A 22,407-nucleotide genomic window follows, 5' to 3' on the forward strand; every position below is an offset into this window, starting at 1 on the left:
TGTTGATTTCAGCGGACAAGACGTCGCTCCAGGGCTCGCATCAGGAGGGAAGCGGGATAGGAAATGAGGATGAAGGCCACCCCGATGACCGTGATCGGCTCCGTGAACTGGAAGTGCTCCTGCGAGTACAGCCGTGCCTCGCCGAGCATCTCCAGGACGGTGATCGCCATCAGCATCGGCGTGTCCTTGAGCATCGAGATGACGTAGTTGCCCAGCGCGGGCACCACCCGGCGGATCGCCTGCGGGAGGATCACCGCGGTCCAGGTGCGCGTCAGGGGCAGATTGAGTGCCGTGGCCGCTTCCCACTGGCCGGCGGGCACTCCCTCGATGCCGGCCCGGTAGACCTGCATCGTGTACGTCGAGTAGTGCAGCCCGATCGCGACGACACCGGTGGTCAGCGCGGAGAACGTGATGTTCCACTCGGGCAGCACATAGAAGAGGAAGAACAGCTGCACCAGCAGGGGCGTGTTCCGGATGAACTCCGTGACCACTCCCACCGGCCAGCGCACCCAGCGGGTCGGCGTCCGCATCAGCAGCGCCCACACCAGGCCGAGGGCGAAGGAGATCACCGAGCCGAGGGCCAGTGCCTGCAGGGTGACCAGCAGGCCGTCCCAGAAGTGCGGCATGAAGTCGCCGACCGCGCTCCAGTCCCAGGTCATCCGATGCCTCCTACTCCGCCGCCGGCCGCGTCCGCCGCCTCACGGCGCAGCGCGAGCTTGGACGTGTCGCGCTCGGGTTCCTTGCCGACCCCTGCCTTCAGCCGCTTCTCCAGGCCGCGCATCAGCCGGGTGAGCAGGAAGGCGATCACGAAGTAGATCAGCAGGATGTACGTGTAGATCTCCGCGCTCTGCTGCAGCGCGAGCCGCACCAGGTTGGCGCTGAACGCCAGGTCGCCCATGCCCATGATCGACACCAGGGCCGTGCCCTTGAGCAGCTCGACCAGCAGGTTCGAGAAGGACGGGATCATCTCGGGCACCGCCTGCGGCAGCAGGATCAGCCGCAGCCGCTGCCAGGGCGTGAAGCTGAGCGCGATGCCGCCCTCGCGCTGCGCGGGGTCGACCGCGTTCAGGGCGCCGCGCACCACTTCGGAGCCGTACGCCCCGTAGGTGAGGCCGAGCGCCAGGGTGCCCGCCCACAGCGGGACGAGCTGCCAGCCGAAGGCCAGCGGCAGCACGAAGTACACCCAGAAGATCATGATCAGTGCGGAGGTGCCGCGGAACACCTCGGTGTAGAAGCCCGCGAGGAAGCGGACGATCCACAGCCGTGAGGTGCGCGCGATACCGACCACGAAGGAGACGGCACCGGCCAACAGGGCGCTGAGCACCAGCAGTTGGACGGTGACCCAGATCCCCTTCAGTACGAGTTCCCAGAGTCCCGAGGTCATCCGCCGCAGAGCTCCTTCGCGGTCATGTCGGTCATCTCGGCCTTGGTGAAGCCGAAGGGCGCCAGAATGCGGAAGAGCTCGCCGCTCTTCTTCATCTTCGCCAGCTCGACGTTGAAGGCGTCCCGCAGCTTCGTCTCACCCGTGCGGAACGCGAAGCCGCCGCCGTCGACGTGCGGCTTGCCCTTCACCAGGGGCGCGAACGGTTTGGTGGACTCCGTCTTGGCGGACTTCTTCACGACTTCGCGGGTCGTGAGTGCCGTACCGGCGAAGACGTCGACGCGCCCCGCCTCCACCGCGTTCAGCCCGGCGACCTGGTCCTGCACGATCAGGATCTCGCTCTCCTTGTACCCGGCCTCGACCGCGTACTGGATCTCCGCGTACCCCGTCCCCGTCGCGAACCTGGCCTTCTTCTCGACGATGTCCTTGTAGTTGTGCAGCCCCTTCGGGTTGCCCTTGCGCACGATGAACGCGTCGAGCATCTGGTAGTCCGGATCCGAGAAGATGACCTGCTCGCAGCGCTCGGGGTTGATGTACATCCCCGCGGACACCACGTCGAACTGCTGCGACTTGAGTCCCGGGATGAGCGAGCCGAACTCGGTCGGCACCGGCTGGACGCGGTCCACCCCGAGCCGCTTGAAGACGGCCTTCGCGAGCTCCGGTGCCTCACCGGTCAGCTCGCCGTCCTTGTCGATGTAGCCGAACGGGATCTCACCCGCTATCCCGAGTCGTACGACGCCCTGCGCCTTGAGCCGCTCCAGCAGATCACCGCCGTTCGCCGTCGACGCCGTGGCCACGCGGCTGCAGCCGGCGGCGCCCAGCGCACCGAGCGCCGCGACCCCCGCGAGCAGCGATCGGCGCGTCGGTCCTGAAATGTGTTCAGCCATGCCATGTGGTGGAGCCATGGGCGCGCGGCTACCCGAGACCATGCGACTTATTCGGATCAATTCGAGCCCCATACGCGATCAGGCGCTCTTGACCGGCGCGGGACCATGGAACGCATGGCTGATCGCTACATCGAAGTCTCGCTGGTCAAGCGGGGTGTCCACTGCACGGCGAAGCTGCTCGACGACCGGGCGCCGGTCACCTGCGCGGCCGTCTGGAATGCCCTGCCGCTGGGCGGCGACGTCTACCACGCGAAATACGCGCGCAATGAGATCTACGCGCTTTTCCCGCCATTCGCGAAATCGGAGCCACCACTGGAAAATCCGACAGTTACCCCGATCCCAGGAGATCTCTGTTATTTCTCCTTCGCCGGGGCCGAGCTGGGGACGAAGGCGTACGGCTACGACGCCGAGGTGCGCCCCGGCACCACCGTCGTCGACCTCGCGCTCTTCTACGAACGCAACAACCTGCTGCTCAACGGTGACGTGGGCTGGGTGCCGGGGATCGTCTGGGGTCAGGTGGTCCACGGCCTCGACGCGATGGCCGAGGCCTGCAACGACCTGTGGCGGTCGGGGGCGCTGGGGGAGACCCTCAGCTTCCGGCGGGCATAAGGGGTGCCGTCCCGGCGGGCGCGGCGGCCCCCGCCTCGTACAGCGCGTGCGCCGTGCGCAGGACGAGGTCGTCGCGGTGCCGGGCGGCCACGATCTGCAGGCCCACCGGCAGCCCGTCCGCGTCCACCCCGACCGGCACGGTCGCCGCCGGCTGCTGCGTCATGTTGAAGGGGTACGTGAACGGGGTCCAGCCCGTCCAGCGGCGGTGCCCGGAGCCCGCCGGGACCTCCGCGCCCGCCTCGAACGCGGTGACCGGCAGCGTCGGCGTGACCAGCAGGTCGTACGACTCGTGGAAGCGGCCCATCCGCCGCCCCAGGTCCATACGGACGTCCACCGCGGCGAGGTAGTCCAGCGCGCCGAATCGGGCGCCCAGTCCGCAGATCTCGCGCAGGCCCGGGTCGAGCAGCTCCCGCTGGTGGGGCCCGAAGCGCTGGGTCACGCGGGCCGCCCCGCTGAACCAGAGCACATGGAACGCCTCGACCGGGTCGGTGAGGTCGGGGTCGGCCTCCGAGACGTGCGCGCCGAGCCCCGCGAGCCGCTCCACCGCCCGCCGCACCGCCGCCGCGACGGCCGGGCGGACCGCGACCTGCCCGCCGAGCGAGGGCGAGTACGCGATCCGCATGCCCCGCACCCCGCCGTCCAGCGCGTCCGCGAACGATCCGCCGACCGGCCCGAGCCCCGACCAGTCGCGCCCGTCGGGCCCGCTGATCACGTCCATCATCAGCGCCGCGTCGGCCGCGTCCCGGGTCATCGGCCCGACGTGCGCGAGCGTGCCGAACGCGCTCGCCGGATAGAGCGGCACCCTCCCGTACGTCGGCTTCAGTGCGAAGATCCCGCAGAACGCGGCCGGGATGCGGACACTGCCGCCGCCGTCCGTCCCCAGGGACAGCGGGCCCGCGCCCAGCGCGACGGCCGCCGCGCTGCCGCCGCTGGAGCCGCCCGCGGTGCGCGTGGCGTCGTAGGGATTGCGGGTCACGCCCGACAGTGGCGAGTCCGTGACACCCTTCCAGCCGAACTCGGGCGTTGTCGTCTTGCCGAGGAAGACGGCGCCGTGCTCGCGCAGCCGGGCCACGGACGGGGCGTCCTCGTCCCAACGCCCGTGCGGATCAATGGCCTTGGAGCCGCGCAGGGTCGGGGCGCCGCGCAGCAGCAGGATGTCCTTCACAGTGACCGGGACGCCGTCCAGCAGGCCCGAGGGCTCACCGCGCCGCCAGCGGTCCGCGGAGTCGGCCGCCTGCGCGAGGGCTTCGTCCGTGAAGAGCCGCACGAAGGCGTTCACGGCCGGCTCGGCGCGCTCCGCCCGTTCCAGGGCTGCGCGGGTGGCGTCCACGGGGCTGAATTCGCCCTTGCGATAGCCGTCGACGAGTTGTACCGCCGTGAGATCGGTGAGTTCCGTCATCCGCTCCTCCAGCCGTTGGGAGCCTGCGTTCTCAGTGCCCCGGCACGTACCCGCGCTTCTTGTCGACCACGTTCGGCAGTGGCCGGCCCGCCGCCCAGCGCTCGTACAACTCCACGAACTGCGTGCCGAGTTCGTCCCGCCAGCCGATGGTGTCCCCGCTCATGTGCGGCGACACGATCAGCCCCGGGACCTCCCACAACGGGCTCTCGGGGCCCAGCGGTTCATGGTCGAAGACATCGAGGGCCGCCCCCGCGATCCACCGCTTCGACAGCGCCTCGACGAGCGCGTCCTCCACGACGAGCTGCCCGCGCCCGACGTTGATGAAGCGCGCCGAGGGCTGCATCATCGCGAAACGCCGGGCGTCGAACATGCCGCAGGTGTCGGGGGTGAGCGGCGCCGCGGACACCACCCAGTCGGCGCGGGCCATCAGCCGGTCGAGGTCGTCCGGGCCGTGGATGCCGGTGCGCGGGGTGCGCCCCACCAGCGCGGTCGTGATCCCCAGGGCCTTCAGCGTCTGCTGGATCGCCCGCCCGATCGGCCCGGAACCCACCACGCAGGCGCGGGTGCCGGAGACCCGCTGTGACTCGCGGTGCCGCCACTCGTGGCTGTGCTGGAGCTCCCACGTCCTCGGCAGGTCCTTGGCCAGCGCGAGGACGAGGGCGGCGACGTACTCGGCGATCGGCTGGTCGAAGATGCCGCGCGCGTTGGTCACCACCGTGTCGGACGCCGCCAGCTCGGGGCACATCAGATGGTCCACACCCGCGCTCGCCGTGTGCACCCAGCGCGGCCGCGGCCCCTCGCCCGGCCAGGCGTGCCGTACGGCGTGCGAGGTGAAGTCCCACACCAGCAGAACGTCGGCGTGCGGCAGCCGCGCGGCCAGCGTCGAGTCGTCGGCGTGCTCGATCCGCACCCGTCCGGTGAGCCGGCCGAGGCGGGGGAGCGGCTCGGCGTCCAGGACGAGCAGGGTCGTGTCGGACGTGGTCGTGTCGGACATGTCCGGGAAACCGTTTCGCAATGCGCGTCCGCTTTTCTGGGGGGCGAGGGTGGGGATTCCTTTGTCGGTGGATGCGCGGATTGACCACGCTCGCACCCGAACCTACCTTCGTCAACACGGGCCCGCGTTCGGTCCGTTGCACACCCGTTTCCCCTCGTGAGGCCGGTGGCTGCCATGGACGTCTCCTTTCTCGGCGGACCGGCCGCGCAACGCGCTGTCGGAGTCGTCGCCCCCTTCGACTTCGCTCTGGACCGCGAGTTGTGGCGCTGGGTGCCGGACGATGTGTCGCTGCACCTCACCCGGACCCCGTTCGTGCCGGTCGAGGTCAGCCTCGACCTGGCCCGGCTGGTCTCCGAGCACGAGACGCTGGGGGACGCGGTGCGCGCGCTGACCGCCGTCTCGCCCGAGGTCGTCGCGTACGCCTGCACCTCGGGCAGCTTCGTCGGCGGGGTCGCCGGCGAGCGGGCGATGTGCGAGGCGATGACCCGGGCGGGCGCCGTCCTCTCGGTCACCACCTCCGGCGCGCTGCTCGAAGCGCTGGCCGAGCTGGGCGCCCGGCGCATCGCGCTGGTCACGCCGTACACGGTCTCGGTGACCCAGTCCCTGGAGGAGTACCTCGCCGAGGCGGGCGTCACCGTCACCGGCCGCACCTCGCTCGGCCTGACCCGGCACATCTGGAAGGTCCCCTACCGGGATGTGGTCGACATGGCACGTCAGGCGGTGCCCCGGGTCCAGGGCCCGGCGGACGCGCTCTTCATCAGCTGCACCAACCTTCCGACGTACGACGTCATCCCCCAGCTGGAGGCGGAACTGCGCATCCCGGTTCTCTCGGCCAATCAGGTGACGATGTGGGCCGCGCTGCGCCATCTGGGTACCCGTGCCGTGGGGCCGTATCAGCGGCTCGTCGACCGGGCCGCCCGGCAGGGGCCCGTACTGCCGGAAGAACAGGAAGGTTGGGCATGACCGCACTGGGATTCCTCTACCCCGGACACTCGGGCGAGGACGACTACCCGCGCATGGAGCAGCTGCTGGGCAGCGACATCCGGCTGGCCGTCGTCCACACGGACATCGGCGAGGACGCCCACCGCGTGGACGCGCTGCTGGAGATGGGGTCGGACGAGCGGCTGGCCGCGGGCGTCGAGGAGCTGCGGCTCTCGGGTGCCGAGGCGGTGGTGTGGGCCTGCACCAGCGGCAGTTTCGTCTACGGCTGGAAGGGCGCCCATGACCAGGTCCGCACCCTTGCCCGCAGGGCGGGGCTGCCTGCCTCCTCGACGTCCTTCGCCTTCGCGCATGCGGTACGGGAGATCGGGGCGCGGCGGGTCGCGGTGGGCGCGACCTATCCGGATGACGTGGCCGCGCTCTTCGCCTCGTTCCTTTCGGATGCCGGGGCGGAGGTGGTGGGTGTGCGGGGGTCCGGGATCGTGACCGCGGCGGAGGTCGCCACGTGGGGCGAGGACGAGGTGCTCGCCCTCGCCCGGGAGGCCGACCGGCCCGACGCGGACGCCGTCCTCCTCCCCGACACCGCTCTCCACACCGCCTCCCACCTCCCCCTCCTCGAAGCCACCCTCGGCAAACCCGTCCTCACCGCCAACCAGGTCACCGTCTGGGAGGCCCTCCGCCTCACCGACCGCCGCGTGAATGCCCCAGAACTGGGGTCACTATTCACGAAGGAGCCGATCGTGCAGGTGTGAGGCCCCTGCCGCCCCGTCCCTGGGGGCTGCCGCCCCCAGACCCCCGCTTCGGCCTGAACGGCCTCGTCCTCAAACGCCGGACGGGCTATTCCTAGCCCGTCCGGCGTTTGAGGACGAGGCCGCCGCCCCGATCCCCCACCCACCCGTCGGGGGCGGTTTTTCAGCCCGTCCGGCGTTTGAGGACGAGCGCGCAGCGCGATGGCAGGGGGAGAGGGGGCGCAGCCCCCAGGACAACGGGCAGGGCAGGGGCGGAGGGGGCGAAAGAATCCGAGCCCAGCCCCCGCCGGCCCCGGCCGGGAATAAGCGGGGACACCCTCCTGTTAGTACGGCGCGGATAGCGCGACGTACACCTTCAGGAGGAAGACCCGTGGCGGCAGTGGACGGACCGGACGACATCCGAGGCACGGCACAGGGCACCGCTCCGGTACCCCTCTCCGTGCTGGACCTGGTCACGGTGGGCGCCGGCCGCACCGCCAGCGACGCGCTCGGCACGAGCGTGCAGATCTCGCGACTCGCGGAGTCCCGCGGATTCCACCGCTACTGGGTGGCCGAGCACCACTCGATGCCCGGCGTGGCGTCCTCGTCCCCCGCCGTGATCCTCGCCCACCTCGCCGCCCACACGCACCGCATCCGCCTGGGCTCGGGCGGCGTCATGCTCCCGAACCACGCCCCGCTGGTCATCGCGGAGCAGTTCGGCACGCTGGAGGCGATGGCCCCGGGCCGGGTGGACCTGGGCCTCGGCCGGGCCCCGGGCACGGACGGCGCCACGGCCGCGGCCCTGCGCCGTACGGAACGCCTGAACGAGGGCGCCGACGACTTCCCCGAGCAGCTCGCGGAGCTGACCCGCTTCCTGGACGACGACTTCCCCTCCGGCCACCCCTATGCACGCATCCACGCGGTCCCCGGGCCCATCCAGGCGACCTCGCCCGGAGGAGTCCAGTCCCCGCACCGCCCGCCGATCTGGCTCCTCGGCTCCTCCGGCTTCAGCGCCCGGCTGGCCGGCATGCTCGGCCTCCCGTTCGCCTTTGCGCACCACTTCTCCGCGCAGAACACCATCCCGGCGCTGGACCTCTACCGCGAGTCCTTCCGGCCGAGCGCGGCGCTGGACGCCCCCTACGCCCTGATCGGCGTCTCCGCCCTCGCCACGGACGACGAGAAGGAGGCCCGCCGTCAGGTTCTGGCGGCCGCCCTCAACATGGTCCGCCTGCGCACCGGCCGCCCCGGCCTCGTCCCCACCCCGGAGGAGGCGGAGGCGTACGCGTTCAGCCCGCTGGAGCGGGAGTTCGTCGACTCCTGGAACACCAACGTCATCCACGGCACCGCCGACGAGGTCCGCTCCGGCCTCGACGACCTCCAAAAGCGCACCGGCGCCGACGAGTTGATGATCACGGGCAACGCCCACAGCGGCGACGTACGCCTGCGTTCGTACGAACTGATCGCGGACGTGTACGGGTTGCCGACGCTGTAACGGCTCGCGGTGACGGTGTGGAGGCTCAGGCTCCTGGCCGAGCCGCTGCCACCTCCAGCAGCGCGGAGATACGATCCGGCGCCACCGGCCGCGAGTACAGCCAGCCCTGGCCGGTGTCGCAGCCGATGCCGCGCAGGCGGGTGGCCTGGGAGGCGGTCTCCACGCACTCGGCGGTGACGGTCAGGCCCAGGCGGTGGGCGAGCTGGATGAGGGCCTCGACGATGACCTCGTCGGCGGGGTTCGGGTGGGCGGACGTACCGTCGTGCTGCTCGGGGACCTCGTACTGGAAACCGCGGACGAAGGAGCCGTCCAGCTTCAGGACGGAGACCGGCAGGCGGCTGAGGTAGGCCAGGTTCGAGTAGCCCGTACCGAAGTCGTCGATGGCGATGCCCACACCCATGTCGCTGAGGGCCTGAAGGGCCTGGAGCGGCCGACCCGCCGAGCCCATCACCGCCGACTCGGTGAGCTCCAACTGCAGGAGCCCCGGGGCCAGTCCGGTCTCCGCGAGGATCTCCGCAACGTCCGCGACCAGGTCGGAGTCCCATACCTGACGCACCGCCACATTCACGCTCACGAAGAGCGGTTCGGCATCCGGATGGTCCAACTGCCAGCGGCGCGCCTGTCGGCAGGCGGTGGCTAGGACCCACCGGCCGAGCTGCACGATCGAACCGTCCTCCTCGGCCAGTCCGATGAACCGATTCGGCGTGAGCATCCCGAACTGCGGGTGGTTCCAGCGCACCAGCGCCTCCACCCCGCGGACGCCGCCGTCCTCCATGCCCACCAACGGCTGGTACTCCAGGACGAATTCACCGCGCTCGATCGCCGCGCGGAGGGTGGAGGCGAGCGCCTGGCGGGTCATGCGGTGGGCGTTGCGCTCCGGATCGAAGAGCGTCCAGCGGCCCTTGCCGTCCGCCTTCGCCCAGTACAGCGTCGTGTCCGCGGCCTGCATCAGGCCCGTCGCGGTGGTCCCGGTCGCGCGGCGCTCGACGACGCCGATCGACGCAGAGAGGGAGAGCCGCTGCCCCGAGAGGTCGAAGGGCGCCTGGAGGGACTTGAGGACGGACTCCGCCAGGTCCGCCAACTGCTCGGTGCCGGTGGAGTCCTCGACGAGCAGCGCGAACTCGTCGCCGCCGAGTCTCGCCACCAGCGGTGTGGCCGCTCTGGCGTACCCCGCCGCGTCGGCGCAGCGGGTCAGGCGTTCGGCGACGGCCGCGAGCAGGCGGTCGCCGACGCGGTGGCCGAGCGTGTCGTTGACCGCCTTGAACCCGTCGAGGTCCAGATAGCAGAGCCCGATCCGTCCGGTGCCGCCCTCCTCGTACGCCTCCGCCTCCAGCGCGGCCGACAGGCGTTCGAAGAACAGAGTGCGGTTGGGCAGCCGGGTCACCGGGTCGTGCATCTGCAAATGCCGCAGCCGCGCCTGGAGTTCACGGCGGGCGCTGATGTCGGCGACGGACAGCAGCACGCCCTGCTCATCGGGCGGCAGCGGCGCGACGGTCACCTGCACCCAGAGCGAATGCCCGTCGAGGTGCTTGAGGCGGCGCGTGCAGCGCAGCTTGGCCTGGCGGCCGCGCAGCACCTCGCGGTACGCGTGCCAGGTGCGGGCATCCGTCGCCAGGTCGACCAGGTCGGCGGCGATCCGCCCGGCGAGGACGTCGGAGCCGGTGCCGAGCAGCGCGCCCAGCGCCTCGTTGGCCGTGACGACCAGGCCCTCGCGGTCCACGAAGGCCATCGCGAGCGGGGCCGCGGCGAACGCGGCCCGGAAGGTGCGGGGCGGCGTCTCGGCGACGGGCGATGCCTCGGCAAGGGACAGTGCCTCGGCAAGAGGCGACGCCTCGCCGAGGGTGGATGCGCCCGTCCGGGGTGATGTGCCCGTACGGGGTGATGTGCCGGTACGAGGTGATGCTCCGGATCGGGGTGGTGCGTCGCTGCCGGGTGATGTGTCGCAAGGAGATGCATCGATGTGACGCTCTGTGACGGCCGGCCGGACGAGGTCCCCCGCGGGTGCCGGCCCTTCGGACGTTCCGCTCACCGCTCGCTCCCGCAGTGCACTCGTTCTTCGTATAGGTCTCGTCGGGGTGGTCGGCCGGTGGTGGGCGGCCGCACAAGCCGTGTCCGTGCAGGAAAGTGTGCCGATCATAGAGGTTGGCCTCGGGGCCTTCCAGCCACTGTCCAGTGTCCCGGAACAACCACCCGTTCTGACAGATCGTTTCTGCCTGGATCTGGACCGGATCCTTTCCCCGCCGACCGTATGTGACGTTCCGTGAGCTCTCGGGGTGTCGGCCTCGGGCAGCCCCTCACTCTTCTGGTGCAGACAAACAGGGCAGACCCTCTCAAACTCGCCCAGGCTGGGTGCGGTATCCCGAAATCCGCATCCGGAGGTCGATGTGCCGCGTCCGCTCCCCCTGAAGGGGCTCACCCGTGAGGCCCTGCGGGCCCTCGCCCGTGACGGGGTGCCCCGTTGGCGCAGCACCGCGGCGGTGTTCACATCGATGACGGCTCTGGCCGCGACCTCCCTCGTGACCGGGCCGGCGCTCGCCGAGCCCCGTTCGGCACCGTGCACCCTGAAACGGACCGAGGCCCACCACTCGGAGGGCGTCGACACCTGGAACGCCGCCTATCCGCGCCCCACCCGCGCCCTCGACGCGGTGATGGTCTTCCTGTCGTTCCCGGACTCCGTGCCGCGCACCACTCCGGCCGAACTGACCGCCGACTACTTCCCGTCGACCAGCCGCTTCTTCGAGCGCGCCTCCTACGGCAGGTTCACCCTGCGCCCGCACCCCCAGCGTGACTGGATCCGGATGCCGCACGCCTCCACGTCGTACGCCATACAGCGCGACTGGAACGCCGCCCACCGCTCCGCGTATCTGCGCGACGCGCTCGCCGCGACCGACCGGCAGGTCGACTTCTCGCGCTACGACATCGTCTACTTCGTCGCCGATCCGGACGCGCCGGGCGTCGATTCGGACGCCACGAAGGTCGTCAACCTCGACACCCCGCTGCGGGCCGACGGCAAGGACATCCGCCGCGTCGTCACGGTCTTCGAGAAGCATCCGCCGGACCGGCTGGTCCTCGCCCACGAGACGGGTCATGTCTTCGACCTGCCCGATCTCTACCACCGGCCCGTCGACGGCAAGGGCGACTGGGACACGTACGTCGGCGACTGGGATCTGATGGGCAGTCAGTTCGGGCTCGCTCCCGACCTCTTCGGCTGGCACAAGTGGAAGCTGGGCTGGCTGGATCCGCGCCAGGTGGTGTGCGTACGGGGCCCGGGCAGTACGCGGCTGACGCTGGAGCCGCTCGGCACGGGGCCGGCCGCGTCCGCGCAGGCGTCCGGTGTGCTGACGCAAACGGTGGGGTCGCGGGTGTCGGGTTCGGCGTCCCCGGCCTTCGGCTCGGCGGCCCCGGCTTCCGAGGGTGCGGTCTCTGGGGGTGCGGTTCCGGCCTTCGGCAGTGCGGTCCCGGCCGCCGGCAGTGCGGTCCCGGCCGCCGGCGGCGCGGCCCCGGCCTTCGGATCCGGTCGCGGCACCAAGCTGGCGGTGGTTCCCACCGGTCTCGACAGCGCGCTCGCCTTCGAGGTGCGCGGCTCGACGGGCAACGACGGTTCGGCGTGCACGCAGGGCGTGCTCGTCTACCGTGTGCGCAGCGGGGCCGCGTCCGGCGGTGGCCCGATCGAGGTCGTCGACGCCCATCCGCACACGGAGTCCTGCTGGGAGGACTCGGTCTATCCGCCGCTCGCGGACGCCCCGGTGGGACTCGGCGAGAGCTTCACGGTTCCCGGCGAGAACGTGCGGGTCGAGGTGGAGGACCGGACGGCTTCCGGGGCCTGGACGGTGCGGATCACGACGGGTTGACAAGGTCTTCCCGGATGCCTTCGCCGATGGGCTGACCAGGTCTTTCCGGTGCCTTCGGTGACGGATCCAGCATCGGTGACGGACTCTACGTGAGAACTTCACACACCAACCGTGAAGTCTCCACTGTCTTGGAGCTTTAGTCGCACACAAGTATGACGGTCGACAGAGCAACCCCGGATCGGCACGAAAGGGCAATCACATCATGGCCATCGTCATGCAGCACCGGTTCGAGTCCGTTGAGCAGTCCCCCGCCCCGATCGCCCCCCGCTCCCGCCTCGTCATCGAGGACCTGGGCAACATGCAAGGTGTCGCCCTGTTCACCATCACCGGAGCCGGTCAGGCGGACTCCGGTCGTCGCGTCATAGCGGTCGGAGAGCTCTCGGCATGACCATCCACGGGGGGATGCAGGCCGGCCCTGCGGAGGGCGGCGAGCGGGCGGGAGTGGGATTCAAACTCCATCTGCGTCCGGTCGTCGTGCCCGGAGAGGCCGCCTATCTGGTGTCACGGCACGGCGTGACCGCACTGCGCGGTGAGCACGCCGAGGTGCTGGTGCCACTGCTCGACGGAACACGGGACCTGGACGGCATACTGCGCGAAACCGCCAGGGAACTCGACACCGAATCCGTCATGACGTCGCTGGACGACCTCATGACTGCCGGTCTGCTGCGTCTCCACCCCCGGTCCGTGCCACCCGCTTCGGCGGGTGGCGCGGCCCGTGCCGCAGAGGCCTACTGGGATCTCGCGGGACTCGACGGCGGGGCCACGGCGGTCCGGCTCGGGCGGGCCCGCGTTCGCCTTGAGGCGCTGGCAGGTGTCGACACCGACGCGATGCGCGTCGCCTGTCGCGACAACGGACTTCAGGTGGTGTCCGAAGACGGGGACGCCGACCTCTCGGTCGTCCTGTGCGACGACTACCTCTCACCGCAACTGCGCGAGGTCGACGCCGAGCACCGCGCGCAGGGCAGACCCTGGCTGATCGCCAAGGTCTGCGGGGCCGATCCTTGGGTCGGCCCCTTCTTCCGCCCCGAGGGCGGTCCCTGCTGGAGCTGCCTGGTGACCCGGCTCGCCGGACACCGGCACACCGAGGGTCCGCTCAGGCGCGCACTCGGCATAGAGGGGCCCCTGGCCAAGCCGGCCGCCTCGCTGGCCGCCGGCCGCACGATCGCCGTCAACCTGGCCGTCCTGGAGGCCGCCAAGTGGCTCGCCGGGGTCCGGGAGGCCTCGCAGGGCGAGCTGCACACCTTCGACACGCTGCGGATGCGGGCCCGTACGCACCGGGCGGACCGGCTGCCGCAGTGCCCCGTCTGCGGCGACCCCGGAGTCGTGGCCGAGCGGATCACCCGGCCCTTCGTCCCCGTGTCGCGCCCCAAGGCGATGTCCCAGGCGGGCGGCGGGCACCGGGCGCTCAGCCCCGAGCAGATGCTCGCCCGGCACGGTCACCTCGTCGACCCGGTCACCGGGATCATCAAGGAGATCTGCCCCGCGCCCAGCTCCCCGGAAGGACTCAACTCCTGTATATCCGGGCCCAATCTGGCCATGAGTGCGCACACCCTGGCCGGACTGCACGCCGGGCTGCGCACACTCAGCGGCGGCAAGGGGCTGACCGAGACGGAGGCGCGGGTCGGCGCCCTGTGCGAGGCCGTGGAGCGCTACAGCGGGACCCGGCACGGCGACGAGCCGTTCGTGCGCGACACCTACCGCGCGCTCGGCTCCGAAGCGGTGCACCCGTACGCCTGCCAGCTGTACGACGAGCGGCAGTTCCGCGACAGGGAGCGCTGGAACGCGCGCCATTCGAGCTTCCAGTACGTACCCGTCCCGTTCGACGAGGAACGGCCGACGGAGTGGACGCCCGTATGGTCCCTGACCTCGAACACCCGGCGGCTGCTGCCTACTTCGATGCTCTATTTCACGCAGGGGGAGCCCTCGCAGGACGGCCTGTACGCCGACTCCAACGGCAGCGCGGCGGGCAGCAGCCGTGAAGACGCCCTGGTCCAGGGGTTCCTGGAGATCGTCGAGCGGGACGCGGTGGCCCTGTGGTGGTACAACCGCACCCGGCAGGCGGCCGTGGACGTCGACGCGTTCGGCGAACCGTACGTCGAGCGGATCCGCGCCGTGTGCGACCGGCTCGGTCGTGAGGTGTGGGTCCTCGACCTCACCTCCGACCTGGGGATCCCGGTGATGGCCGCGCTGTCCCGGCGTATCGACAAGCCCTCCGAGGACGTGATCTTCGGGTTCGGGGCGCACTTCGACCCCAGGGTGGCGCTGCGCCGGGCCCTGACCGAGCTGGGTCAGCTGCTGCCGGCCGTGTGCCACGCAAGGGCGGACGGCACGGGGTACGCGATCACCGACCCCGAGCCGCTGGAGTGGTGGCGCAGGGCCACGATCGCCAACCAGCCCTATCTGGTGCCGGATCACCAGCTGCCGGGCCGGACTCCGCAGAGCTGGACCTACGTTCCCCGTACGGATCTCCTCGACGACGTGGCGGCCATCACCGAGCTCGTCCGGGGGCGGGGGATGGAACTGCTGGTGCTGGACCAGACCCGGCCGGATCTCGATGTTCCGGTCGTGAAGGTTTTGGTGCCCGGCATGCGCCATTTCTGGGCGCGGTTCGCGCCCGGGCGGCTCTATGACGTGCCCGTTGCCCTGGGGCGGCTTGTGGCCCCGACGTCGTATGAAGGGCTTAACCCGGTGCCACTGTTCGTCTGACCGGCGGCTTCATCCGAAACCAGATATTCCCAATTCGGCCTGAACAAGCGACTCTTGACTGGCTCTCTGGTCCAACGCGTAGTTGTCACGGCCTTCGCCTATCATCCCCAACAGCACGCACTCAGTTGCGAGAAGAGGCCGCGAACGATGGACAGTCAGGATCGGTTCGAGATCGTCGGCGAGGGGGGCGGGGACACGGGCGCGGCGTCCCCCTCGAAGCGCACCCTTGATGTGCCGCCTCCACGGCTGGCCCGCATCATCCTCTGGATGGTGCTGGTCAGTTACACGGTCCTCATCATGCTCAACATCATGGATGTCGACGTCACGGAGCGCGAGTTGTGGGTCGCGTTCGGCCTGCTCATCGTGATCTTCGCCGTGCAGCTGAGGCACTCGGCGCCCGGAGCCAACCGGGCGCCGCTGCGGCAGCGTTGCGTCACGCTGGGATTCCAGGCGCTGCTCACCTATGCGCCGATCCTCGTCTTCCACGCCGTATGGGGTTCCATGGGGGGCTTTCTCGCCGGCTCGCTGCTGCTTCTGTTGCCGTCGCGGATCGCCTGGTGGCTGTACGGGGCCGTGGGTGTGAGCATTTTGATCCCCGCGCTGATCGATCACCGCTCAGCGCTCGACACCGTCTATCTGTGCGAGTCGAGCCTGCTGACCGGCCTGGTCGTCTACGGCCTGTCGCGGCTCAGCGAGATCATCAGGGAAGTGCATGCCGCACGAGGTGAGCTCGCCCGTATGGCCGTGACCGAGGAGCGGCTGCGCTTCGCCCGCGACCTGCACGACCTGCTCGGCTTCAGCCTCTCCACCATCACGCTGAAGAGTGAGCTCATCCACCGCCTCATCCCGGTCCAACCGCAGCGCGCCATGGACGAGGTCCAGGATGTCCTGTCCGTCGCGCGCGAGTCCCTGGCCGATGTGCGCAGGGTGGCTCGTGGGTTTCAGGACATGTCCCTGGAACGGGAGATCGACTCGGCGCGGTCCGTCCTCAGAGCGGCCGGCATCGGCGTGGACATACAGGTGACCCTCACCGAGGTCGCCAAGCGGTCCGACTCGGTTCTCGCCGCCGTTCTCCGGGAGGCCGTGACGAACGTGCTGCGCCACAGCCAGGCGGGTCACTGCGGCATCGAGGCGGTCCGGTTGGAAGAAACGGTCCGCCTTACGGTCGTCAACGACGGCGTCCGGGCGGGCTACCGCGACCCCTCTCCCGACAGTGGCAGCGGCCTCGCGAACCTGGAGGCCAGGGTGCGTGCGATCGGCGGCACGGTGGTGTCCGGATGCCGGGACGACGGTGCCTTCCGCCTCGTCGCCGAGGTGCCCGCACAGGAGAAAGTCACCCAAGAACCCCAGATGGTGGGACAGTTAGGAATTCAAGAACCGGCTGCGTAGCCGAATAACACCCTTCCGGTTGATAAGATCCGGACACAGTTCGCAGGGTTACGGGGGGGTCTGTGATTCGGATACTGCTCGCCGAGGACATGAACATGGTTCGCGGCGCGCTCGTTGCGCTGCTCAACCTCGAAGCCGATCTCGAAGTGGTGGTGGAGGTCGAGCGCGGCGACGAGATCGTCAACGCGGCGCTCAAGTTCGAGCCCGACGTGGCGATCATCGACATCGATCTGCCGGGACTCGACGGTCTGACGGCGGCCGCCCGGCTGCGTGAGCGGCTGCCCAAGTGCCGCACGCTCATCCTCACCAGCCTCGGCCGGCCAGGCACTCTGCGCCGGGCGCTGGCGGCCCAGGTGTGCGGGTACCTGCTCAAGGACGCGCCGCCCAAGCAGCTGGCGGAGGCGGTACGACGTGTCGCGGCCGGCCAGCGCGCCATCGATCCGCAACTGGCGATCGCCGCCTGGGGAGGTTCCGAGAACCCGCTCACCGAGCGCGAGAACGAGGTGCTCAGGCTTGCCGCCGAGGGCTCGGAGGCGCCCGAGATCGCCTCGCTGCTGCATCTGACGACCGGCACGGTGCGCAACTACCTGACGGCGATCGTCACCAAGCTCAACGCGCGTAACCGGGTCGACGCGATCCGCATCGCCCGGGAGTCCGGCTGGCTGTTGTGACCCCGCGGGCCGAAGGAGCCGCGGGCCGCTAGATGCGGTCCGGACGTCGCATTCTCGGAATGCGGTTGTGCCGGTGGTTGCCGACGGGTTCCGCCATGCCCGCCGCCGCCAGATAGCGCAGGATGCCGTCCGTCACGTCGGGGTGCATCGGCAGGGCCTCCGACGCCGCGTCGGGAGTGACCGGCCAGGCCAGCATGGCGACCACCCAGGCCGCCTCGGGCCGGTGCAGCACCACGCGGTGCAGTGCGGCCGAGGATTCGAGAGCGACACCCTCGGACTCCAGGGTCAGTCTGACGTCCCGGGGCAGACGCAACTCGTCCGCCGCGGACAGCTCGTCGGGTGAGAACGTCGCCTGCCGTGACTCCGGGGAGACCGACAGCAGCGGTCCCCTGAGATCGTCCAGGGCCAGCGTGCGCACCGTCAGATGGGAGAGGCGGCTGAGCGTCGACAGGAGCACCAGGTAGACGCTGCCGTCGGCTTCTCCGGGGCGCCCCTCGATATTGCCGGGCAGTACGGGACCCAGCTCCATCCGGCGCAGCGCCTCGCGGACGACCGGATCGGGATCGGCGAGCCGCTCCGAGCCGAAACGGCCCGTGAGGAACACCTCGTCCTCAGTGGTCCGCACGATGACGTCCTCACTCAGCGACCACAGATGGAGCGGCTGCCTACCGGTGGGGTGCGGCATCGCGGGCTTCCCTTCCGCCGGCGTGGTCCTGTGCATGGACGGCTGAGTATCCGTCGCCCGAACGCGCCACCGACATCGATGAGTTCACGGTTCAAGCATGAAGATTTCATACGGGCCCCCGCGCGGTGTCCGTCACCCGGGATCCGTTCCGCTTCGGCCGTTCACTCCCGGCCGCGTCAGCCGTTCACTCACAGCCGCGCCGACCGTCCATTCCAAGCCGCCTCGGCCGGTCGTTCCGATCAGCTTCGGCCGGTCGTTCCGATGCGCTTTGGCCGGTCACAAGGAGCGCTTTCTACTGTTCAGCGACAGCCAGACCGCTGCATCTCAGCCAAGGAAGGGGGCGGCCGGTGGCCGTTCATACAGCGGAAAGCAACGGGGCCCGTCGTAAGGACGTGCGCCGTCTGGACCGGGTGATTATCCGGTTTGCGGGGGATTCCGGTGATGGTATGCAGCTCACCGGGGACCGGTTCACTTCCGAGACGGCTTCGTTCGGCAATGATCTGTCGACGCTGCCGAACTTCCCTGCCGAGATCCGGGCGCCCGCAGGTACTCTGCCGGGCGTTTCGTCGTTCCAGTTGCATTTCGCGGATCATGACATTCTGACGCCGGGGGATGCGCCGAATGTGCTGGTGGCGATGAACCCGGCGGCGTTGAAGGCGAATGTGGGGGATCTGCCGCGGGGTGCGGAGATCATCGTGAACACGGACGAGTTCACCAAGCGGGCGATGCAGAAGGTCGGCTACGACGTCTCGCCGTTGGAGGACGGGTCGTTGGACGGCTATCAGCTGCATCCGGTGCCGTTGACGACGTTGACGGTGGAGGCGCTGAAGGACTTCGGGCTGGCCCGCAAGGACGCGGACCGGTCGAAGAACATGTTCGCGCTGGGCCTGCTGTCGTGGATGTATCACCGGCCGACCGAGGGTACCGAACGGTTTTTGCAGGCGAAGTTCGCGAAGAAGCCCCAGATCGCGGCGGCGAACATCGCGGCGTTTCGGGCGGGGTGGAACTTCGGTGAGACGACGGAGGACTTCGCGGTCTCCTATGAGGTCGCGCCGGCCAGCGCAGCGTTCCCGACCGGTACCTATCGCAACATCTCCGGCAACTTGGCGTTGGCGTACGGGCTGATCGCGGCGGGCCGGCAGGCCGATCTGCCGCTGTATCTGGGCTCGTATCCGATCACACCGGCCTCGGACATCCTGCACGAGTTGTCCAGGCACAAGAACTTCGGGGTGCGGACCTTCCAGGCGGAGGACGAGATCGCCGGGATCGGTGCGGCGCTGGGGGCCGCGTTCGGCGGCTCGCTGGCGGTGACGACCACCTCCGGCCCCGGCGTGGCCCTGAAGTCGGAGACGATCGGGCTGGCGGTGAGTCTGGAACTGCCGTTGCTGGTCATCGACATCCAGCGCGGCGGCCCCTCGACGGGGTTGCCGACGAAGACCGAGCAGGCCGATCTGTTGCAGGCGATGTACGGGCGCAACGGGGAGGCGCCGGTCCCGGTGATCGCGCCGCGCACCCCGGCGGACTGTTTCACCGCGGCGCTGGAGGCGGCCCGGATCGCGCTGACCTACCGCACGCCGGTGTTCCTGCTCTCGGACGGTTATCTCGCCAACGGCTCGGAGCCGTGGCGGATCCCGGAGATCGATGAACTGCCGGATCTGCGGGTGCAGTTCGCGCAGGGCCCCAACCACACCCTGGACGACGGCACCGAGGTGTTCTGGCCCTACAAGCGTGACCCGCAGACCCTGGCCCGCCCGTGGGCCATCCCGGGCACCCCGGGGCTGGAACACCGGATCGGCGGGATCGAGAAGCAGGACGGCACCGGCAACATCTCCTACGACCCCGCCAACCACGAGTTCATGGTCCGCACCCGCCAGGCCAAGATCGACGGCATCGACGTCCCCGACCTCGACGTCGACGACCCCCACGAAGCGGGCACCCTCGTCCTGGGCTGGGGATCCACCTACGGACCCATCACCGCCGCCGTACGCAGGCTGCGCGCGGCCGGGGAACCCATCGCCCAGGCCCATCTACGCCACCTCAACCCCTTCCCGAGGAATCTCGGAGACGTACTGCGTTCCTACGAGCACGTACTGATCCCGGAGATGAACCTCGGTCAGCTCGCCACGCTCGTCAGGGCCAAGTACCTGGTGGACGCGCAGTCGTACAACCAGGTCAACGGAATGCCGTTCAAGGCCGAGCAGCTCGCCACGGCTATCAAGGAGGCCATCCATGCCCGTTGAGGCACTGTCCCTGATACCGAAGAGCGAAGTCGCCCAATCGGCCAGGGACTTCAAATCTGACCAGGAAGTGCGCTGGTGCCCCGGCTGCGGTGACTACGCGATCCTCGCCGCGGTGCAGGGCTTCATGCCCGAACTGGGCCTCGCGAAGGAGAACGTCGTCTTCGTCTCCGGCATCGGCTGCTCGTCCCGCTTCCCGTACTACATGAACACCTATGGACTGCACTCCATCCACGGCCGCGCTCCCGCCATCGCGACCGGACTGGCCTCCTCCCGGCGGGACTTGAGCGTCTGGGTGGTCACCGGTGACGGCGACGCGCTGTCCATCGGCGGCAACCACCTCATCCACGCACTGCGCCGCAACGTCAACCTGAAGATCCTGCTCTTCAACAACCGCATCTACGGCCTCACCAAGGGCCAGTACAGCCCGACCTCCGAGGTCGGAAAGATCACCAAGTCGACCCCGATGGGCTCGCTCGACGCGCCCTTCAACCCGGTGTCCCTGGCGATCGGCGCGGGTGCCTCGTTCGTCGCCCGCAGCATCGACTCCGACCGGGCGCACCTCACCGACGTGCTGCGCCAGGCGGCCGCCCACCCCGGCACCGCCCTGGTGGAGATCTACCAGAACTGCAACATCTTCAACGACGGCGCCTTCGCGGTCCTCAAGGACAAGCAGCAGGCCGAAGAGGCGGTCGTCCGGCTCGAACACGGGCAGCCGATCCGCTTCGGCGCGGGGCTTGCCAAGGGCGTCGTACGCGATGCGCTGACCGGAGACCTGGAGGTCGTCACCGTGACCGAGGAGAACCAGTCGCGGATCCTCGTCCACGACGCCCACGCCGCATCCCCGACCTCCGCCTTCACCCTCTCCCGGCTCGCCGACCCGGACACCCTGCACCACACCCCCATCGGTGTCTTCCGCGACATCGAACGGCCTGTCTACGACACCCAGATGGCCGACCAGCTCGACACCGCGATCGAGAGGTACGGCAAGGGAGACCTCGCCCAACTCCTGACCGGCAGCGACACCTGGACCGTGGAGCACTCCTCATGACCTACGTCATCGCCCAGCCCTGCGTGGACCTCAAGGACAAGGCCTGCATCGACGAGTGCCCCGTCGACTGCATCTACGAGGGCCCCCGCAAGCTGTACATCAACCCCGACGAATGCGTCGACTGCGGCGCCTGCGAGCCGGTCTGCCCGGTCGAGGCCATCTTCTACGAGGACGCGGTGCCGTCCGAGTGGTCCGGCTACACCACCGCCGACCGCGAGGTCTTCGCCCTGTGCGACGTGTCGGGCGGCGCGAGTGCCGCGGGCGTGTTCTCCGTGGACCACCTGGTCGTCGAGGGTGAACCGGTGAAGGAAGCGGGCTGAGTTCCGCGGGGCGGGCTGTCAGGCGGGGCGCGGTATCCGCGGGACCTCTGTCGCGGCCGGTCGCGTGCCGGGGTCGGCGGCGGAGCTGCGGGCGGCGGAGCGGCGCGCCCTGTCCGAGGGCGGGTCCAGGTGGCGGGTGCGGAGCATCCGGCGCCACTGCTCGGCGTTGTACGGGGCCGGCTCCGTGGTGCTGATGAAGTCGCGCAGGACGTTCTCGAAGCGCTGCGGGTCCGTGCGGAAGGGGAAGTGGCCCGCGTGCTCGAAGATCTCCAGACGGCTGCCGGGCATCGCCACATGACCGAGGCCGGCGTGCGTGGACGGCACCACCTGGTCACGGCCGCCCCACAGCAGCATCGTGGGCATGCCCTGGGCCAGATAGCAGCGGTCGAGCATCGTGCCCACCTGGCCCTTCCAGTCCACCACGGCCCGCAGTGTCCTGATGAAGGCGTTGCGCGAGGTGCCGTCGGGCAGTGCGTCCACCACCCGGAGCACATCAGGGGCGTCCACTGCGAGATCGACGTCGAGGAACTGCAACGCCTTGATGGCGAGCCCGAGTTGGGTGCGCATGGTGGGCAACCGCAGGGCCATCAGGGCGAGTTCCGCGCCGGGCAGCGTGGCCGCGCGCAGCAGGGGGGTCACCCCGCGGCTGATTCCGCCGGTGCCGACGAGGACGAGCCGCTCGACCCGCTCGGGGAACTGGTAGGCGAACTGCATCGCCACCGCGCCGCCCAGTGAGTGACCCACCAGCGTGACCTGCTCGATGCCGAGCACGCCGAGCAGGTCACGCATTCCGTTGGCGTAGGAGGGCAGCGAGTAGTCGGTGCGGGGTTTGTCGGAGGCGCCGTGGCCGAGCAGGTCCGGGGCGATGACGCGATAGTTCCTGGCCAGGCCCGGCATGATGTCGCGCCAGGTGTCGGAGGAGTCCCCGATGCCGTGGATCAGCAGGATCGCCCGGCCCTTGCCCGCCATCCGGAAGGCGCTTCGGTAGCCGTGGATGGTGCGGTAGCGCATCCGGATGGTGGAACTGCCGGCGCTGCGCTGCTCGGCGCCGCCGTTGGGCGAGGTCAT

At 69.8% G+C, this 22,407-nt stretch carries 20 protein-coding genes; 12 read left to right on the top strand and 8 right to left on the bottom strand.

What is annotated here, in order from left to right:
- Positions 1-8: 8 nt before the first annotated feature.
- From ehuD to ehuB, 3 genes are read right to left on the bottom strand one after another with little or no spacing between them, the layout of a single operon-like run.
- A complete protein-coding gene (gene ehuD, locus AB5J56_RS28170) occupies positions 9-659 on the bottom strand; it encodes an ectoine/hydroxyectoine ABC transporter permease subunit EhuD (protein ID WP_369236251.1) in 651 nt (216 codons plus the stop codon).
- Positions 656-1,384 (bottom strand): ectoine/hydroxyectoine ABC transporter permease subunit EhuC, encoded by a 729-nt coding sequence (gene ehuC / locus AB5J56_RS28175; protein WP_369236253.1) that lies wholly within the window; start codon positions 1,382-1,384, stop codon positions 656-658. Before ehuC ends, ehuD begins: the two co-directional genes overlap by 4 nt.
- Positions 1,381-2,286 carry an ectoine/hydroxyectoine ABC transporter substrate-binding protein EhuB gene (gene ehuB, locus AB5J56_RS28180; protein ID WP_369236255.1) on the bottom strand — a complete coding sequence of 302 codons (906 nt, stop codon included), beginning with the start codon at positions 2,284-2,286 and terminating at the stop codon, positions 1,381-1,383. The genes ehuC and ehuB overlap by 4 nt, the downstream gene beginning before the upstream one ends.
- A gap of 96 nt (positions 2,287-2,382) precedes the next feature.
- Here ehuB and AB5J56_RS28185 point away from each other — a divergent pair, with 96 nt between their 5' ends.
- The gene (locus tag AB5J56_RS28185; protein ID WP_369236257.1) at positions 2,383-2,877 is read left to right on the top strand and encodes a DUF3830 family protein; all 495 of its coding nucleotides are present in this window, start codon (positions 2,383-2,385) and stop codon (positions 2,875-2,877) included.
- On the opposite strand, the gene AB5J56_RS28190 is transcribed toward AB5J56_RS28185, so the two are convergent.
- Together AB5J56_RS28190 and AB5J56_RS28195 are read right to left on the bottom strand one after the other, a co-directional pair.
- On the bottom strand, positions 2,858-4,276 hold the full coding sequence (locus tag AB5J56_RS28190; protein WP_369236259.1) for an amidase: 1,419 nt from the start codon (positions 4,274-4,276) through the stop codon (positions 2,858-2,860). The genes AB5J56_RS28185 and AB5J56_RS28190 overlap by 20 nt on opposite strands.
- Positions 4,277-4,307: 31 nt before the next feature.
- A complete protein-coding gene (locus tag AB5J56_RS28195; protein WP_369236261.1) occupies positions 4,308-5,270 on the bottom strand; it encodes a D-2-hydroxyacid dehydrogenase in 963 nt (320 codons plus the stop codon).
- Positions 5,271-5,444: 174 nt separating this feature from the next.
- Between AB5J56_RS28195 and AB5J56_RS28200 the strand changes: the two genes are divergently transcribed.
- The 3 genes from AB5J56_RS28200 (at position 5,445) to AB5J56_RS28210 (ending at position 8,429) form a co-directional block, all read left to right on the top strand.
- Positions 5,445-6,233: a decarboxylase gene (locus AB5J56_RS28200; protein WP_369236263.1), complete on the top strand. Its 789-nt coding sequence runs from the start codon at positions 5,445-5,447 to the stop codon at positions 6,231-6,233.
- On the top strand, positions 6,230-6,961 hold the full coding sequence (locus AB5J56_RS28205; RefSeq protein WP_369236265.1) for a decarboxylase: 732 nt from the start codon (positions 6,230-6,232) through the stop codon (positions 6,959-6,961). The genes AB5J56_RS28200 and AB5J56_RS28205 overlap by 4 nt, the downstream gene beginning before the upstream one ends.
- Positions 6,962-7,337: 376 nt before the next feature.
- On the top strand, positions 7,338-8,429 hold the full coding sequence (locus AB5J56_RS28210; RefSeq protein WP_369242841.1) for an LLM class flavin-dependent oxidoreductase: 1,092 nt from the start codon (positions 7,338-7,340) through the stop codon (positions 8,427-8,429).
- A 25-nt stretch (positions 8,430-8,454) separates the two neighbouring features.
- Here AB5J56_RS28210 and AB5J56_RS28215 read toward each other — a convergent pair whose 3' ends face one another.
- Positions 8,455-10,458, bottom strand: coding sequence for a putative bifunctional diguanylate cyclase/phosphodiesterase (locus AB5J56_RS28215; protein WP_369236267.1), 2,004 nt, complete (start codon positions 10,456-10,458; stop codon positions 8,455-8,457).
- A 355-nt stretch (positions 10,459-10,813) separates the two neighbouring features.
- On the opposite strand from AB5J56_RS28215, the gene AB5J56_RS28220 reads away from it, so the two are divergent.
- The 5 genes from AB5J56_RS28220 (at position 10,814) to AB5J56_RS28240 (ending at position 17,046) form a co-directional block, all read left to right on the top strand.
- Positions 10,814-12,280, top strand: a complete 1,467-nt coding sequence (locus tag AB5J56_RS28220; protein ID WP_369236269.1) for a M6 family metalloprotease domain-containing protein — start codon at positions 10,814-10,816, stop codon at positions 12,278-12,280.
- A 202-nt stretch (positions 12,281-12,482) separates the two neighbouring features.
- The gene (locus tag AB5J56_RS28225; RefSeq protein ID WP_369236271.1) at positions 12,483-12,668 is read left to right on the top strand and encodes a hypothetical protein; all 186 of its coding nucleotides are present in this window, start codon (positions 12,483-12,485) and stop codon (positions 12,666-12,668) included.
- On the top strand, positions 12,665-14,986 hold the full coding sequence (locus tag AB5J56_RS28230; RefSeq protein WP_369236273.1) for a TOMM precursor leader peptide-binding protein: 2,322 nt from the start codon (positions 12,665-12,667) through the stop codon (positions 14,984-14,986). Before AB5J56_RS28225 ends, AB5J56_RS28230 begins: the two co-directional genes overlap by 4 nt.
- 147 nt (positions 14,987-15,133) lie before the next feature.
- Positions 15,134-16,375, top strand: a complete 1,242-nt coding sequence (locus tag AB5J56_RS28235) for a sensor histidine kinase (protein ID WP_369236275.1) — start codon at positions 15,134-15,136, stop codon at positions 16,373-16,375.
- Positions 16,376-16,437: 62 nt separating this feature from the next.
- Complete coding sequence (locus AB5J56_RS28240) at positions 16,438-17,046, top strand: response regulator transcription factor (RefSeq protein ID WP_369236277.1); 609 nt, start codon at positions 16,438-16,440, stop codon at positions 17,044-17,046.
- Positions 17,047-17,074: 28 nt separating this feature from the next.
- Here the strand turns inward: AB5J56_RS28240 and AB5J56_RS28245 are convergent, their stop codons facing one another.
- The gene (locus AB5J56_RS28245) at positions 17,075-17,671 is read right to left on the bottom strand and encodes an NADH oxidase (protein ID WP_369236279.1); all 597 of its coding nucleotides are present in this window, start codon (positions 17,669-17,671) and stop codon (positions 17,075-17,077) included.
- A 407-nt stretch (positions 17,672-18,078) separates the two neighbouring features.
- Between AB5J56_RS28245 and AB5J56_RS28250 the strand changes: the two genes are divergently transcribed.
- The 3 genes from AB5J56_RS28250 to fdxA are packed head-to-tail and all read left to right on the top strand — an operon-like array spanning position 18,079 to position 21,339.
- Positions 18,079-19,971, top strand: coding sequence for a 2-oxoacid:acceptor oxidoreductase subunit alpha (locus tag AB5J56_RS28250; protein ID WP_369236281.1), 1,893 nt, complete (start codon positions 18,079-18,081; stop codon positions 19,969-19,971).
- A complete protein-coding gene (locus AB5J56_RS28255) occupies positions 19,961-21,019 on the top strand; it encodes a 2-oxoacid:ferredoxin oxidoreductase subunit beta (protein ID WP_369236283.1) in 1,059 nt (352 codons plus the stop codon). The genes AB5J56_RS28250 and AB5J56_RS28255 overlap by 11 nt, the downstream gene beginning before the upstream one ends.
- Positions 21,016-21,339, top strand: a complete 324-nt coding sequence (gene fdxA, locus AB5J56_RS28260; RefSeq protein WP_369236285.1) for a ferredoxin — start codon at positions 21,016-21,018, stop codon at positions 21,337-21,339. Before AB5J56_RS28255 ends, fdxA begins: the two co-directional genes overlap by 4 nt.
- An 18-nt stretch (positions 21,340-21,357) precedes the next feature.
- Here the strand turns inward: fdxA and AB5J56_RS28265 are convergent, their stop codons facing one another.
- Complete coding sequence (locus AB5J56_RS28265; protein ID WP_369236287.1) at positions 21,358-22,407, bottom strand: alpha/beta fold hydrolase; 1,050 nt, start codon at positions 22,405-22,407, stop codon at positions 21,358-21,360.

It is taken from the genome of Streptomyces sp. R21, from assembly GCF_041051975.1.
GTDB lineage: Bacteria > Actinomycetota > Actinomycetes > Streptomycetales > Streptomycetaceae > Streptomyces.

Coding starts and splice junctions, on each gene's coding strand:
- AB5J56_RS28205 (WP_369236265.1), top strand. CDS start 6,230: ATGACCGCACTGGGATTCCTCTACCCCGGACACTCGGGCGAGGACGAC.
- AB5J56_RS28200 (WP_369236263.1), top strand. CDS start 5,445: ATGGACGTCTCCTTTCTCGGCGGACCGGCCGCGCAACGCGCTGTCGGA.
- AB5J56_RS28255 (WP_369236283.1), top strand. CDS start 19,961: ATGCCCGTTGAGGCACTGTCCCTGATACCGAAGAGCGAAGTCGCCCAA.
- ehuD (WP_369236251.1), bottom strand. CDS start 659: ATGACCTGGGACTGGAGCGCGGTCGGCGACTTCATGCCGCACTTCTGG.
- AB5J56_RS28185 (WP_369236257.1), top strand. CDS start 2,383: ATGGCTGATCGCTACATCGAAGTCTCGCTGGTCAAGCGGGGTGTCCAC.
- AB5J56_RS28265 (WP_369236287.1), bottom strand. CDS start 22,407: ATGACCTCGCCCAACGGCGGCGCCGAGCAGCGCAGCGCCGGCAGTTCC.
- fdxA (WP_369236285.1), top strand. CDS start 21,016: ATGACCTACGTCATCGCCCAGCCCTGCGTGGACCTCAAGGACAAGGCC.
- AB5J56_RS28190 (WP_369236259.1), bottom strand. CDS start 4,276: ATGACGGAACTCACCGATCTCACGGCGGTACAACTCGTCGACGGCTAT.
- AB5J56_RS28235 (WP_369236275.1), top strand. CDS start 15,134: ATGGACAGTCAGGATCGGTTCGAGATCGTCGGCGAGGGGGGCGGGGAC.
- ehuB (WP_369236255.1), bottom strand. CDS start 2,286: ATGGCTCCACCACATGGCATGGCTGAACACATTTCAGGACCGACGCGC.
- ehuC (WP_369236253.1), bottom strand. CDS start 1,384: ATGACCTCGGGACTCTGGGAACTCGTACTGAAGGGGATCTGGGTCACC.
- AB5J56_RS28225 (WP_369236271.1), top strand. CDS start 12,483: ATGGCCATCGTCATGCAGCACCGGTTCGAGTCCGTTGAGCAGTCCCCC.
- AB5J56_RS28230 (WP_369236273.1), top strand. CDS start 12,665: ATGACCATCCACGGGGGGATGCAGGCCGGCCCTGCGGAGGGCGGCGAG.
- AB5J56_RS28195 (WP_369236261.1), bottom strand. CDS start 5,270: ATGTCCGACACGACCACGTCCGACACGACCCTGCTCGTCCTGGACGCC.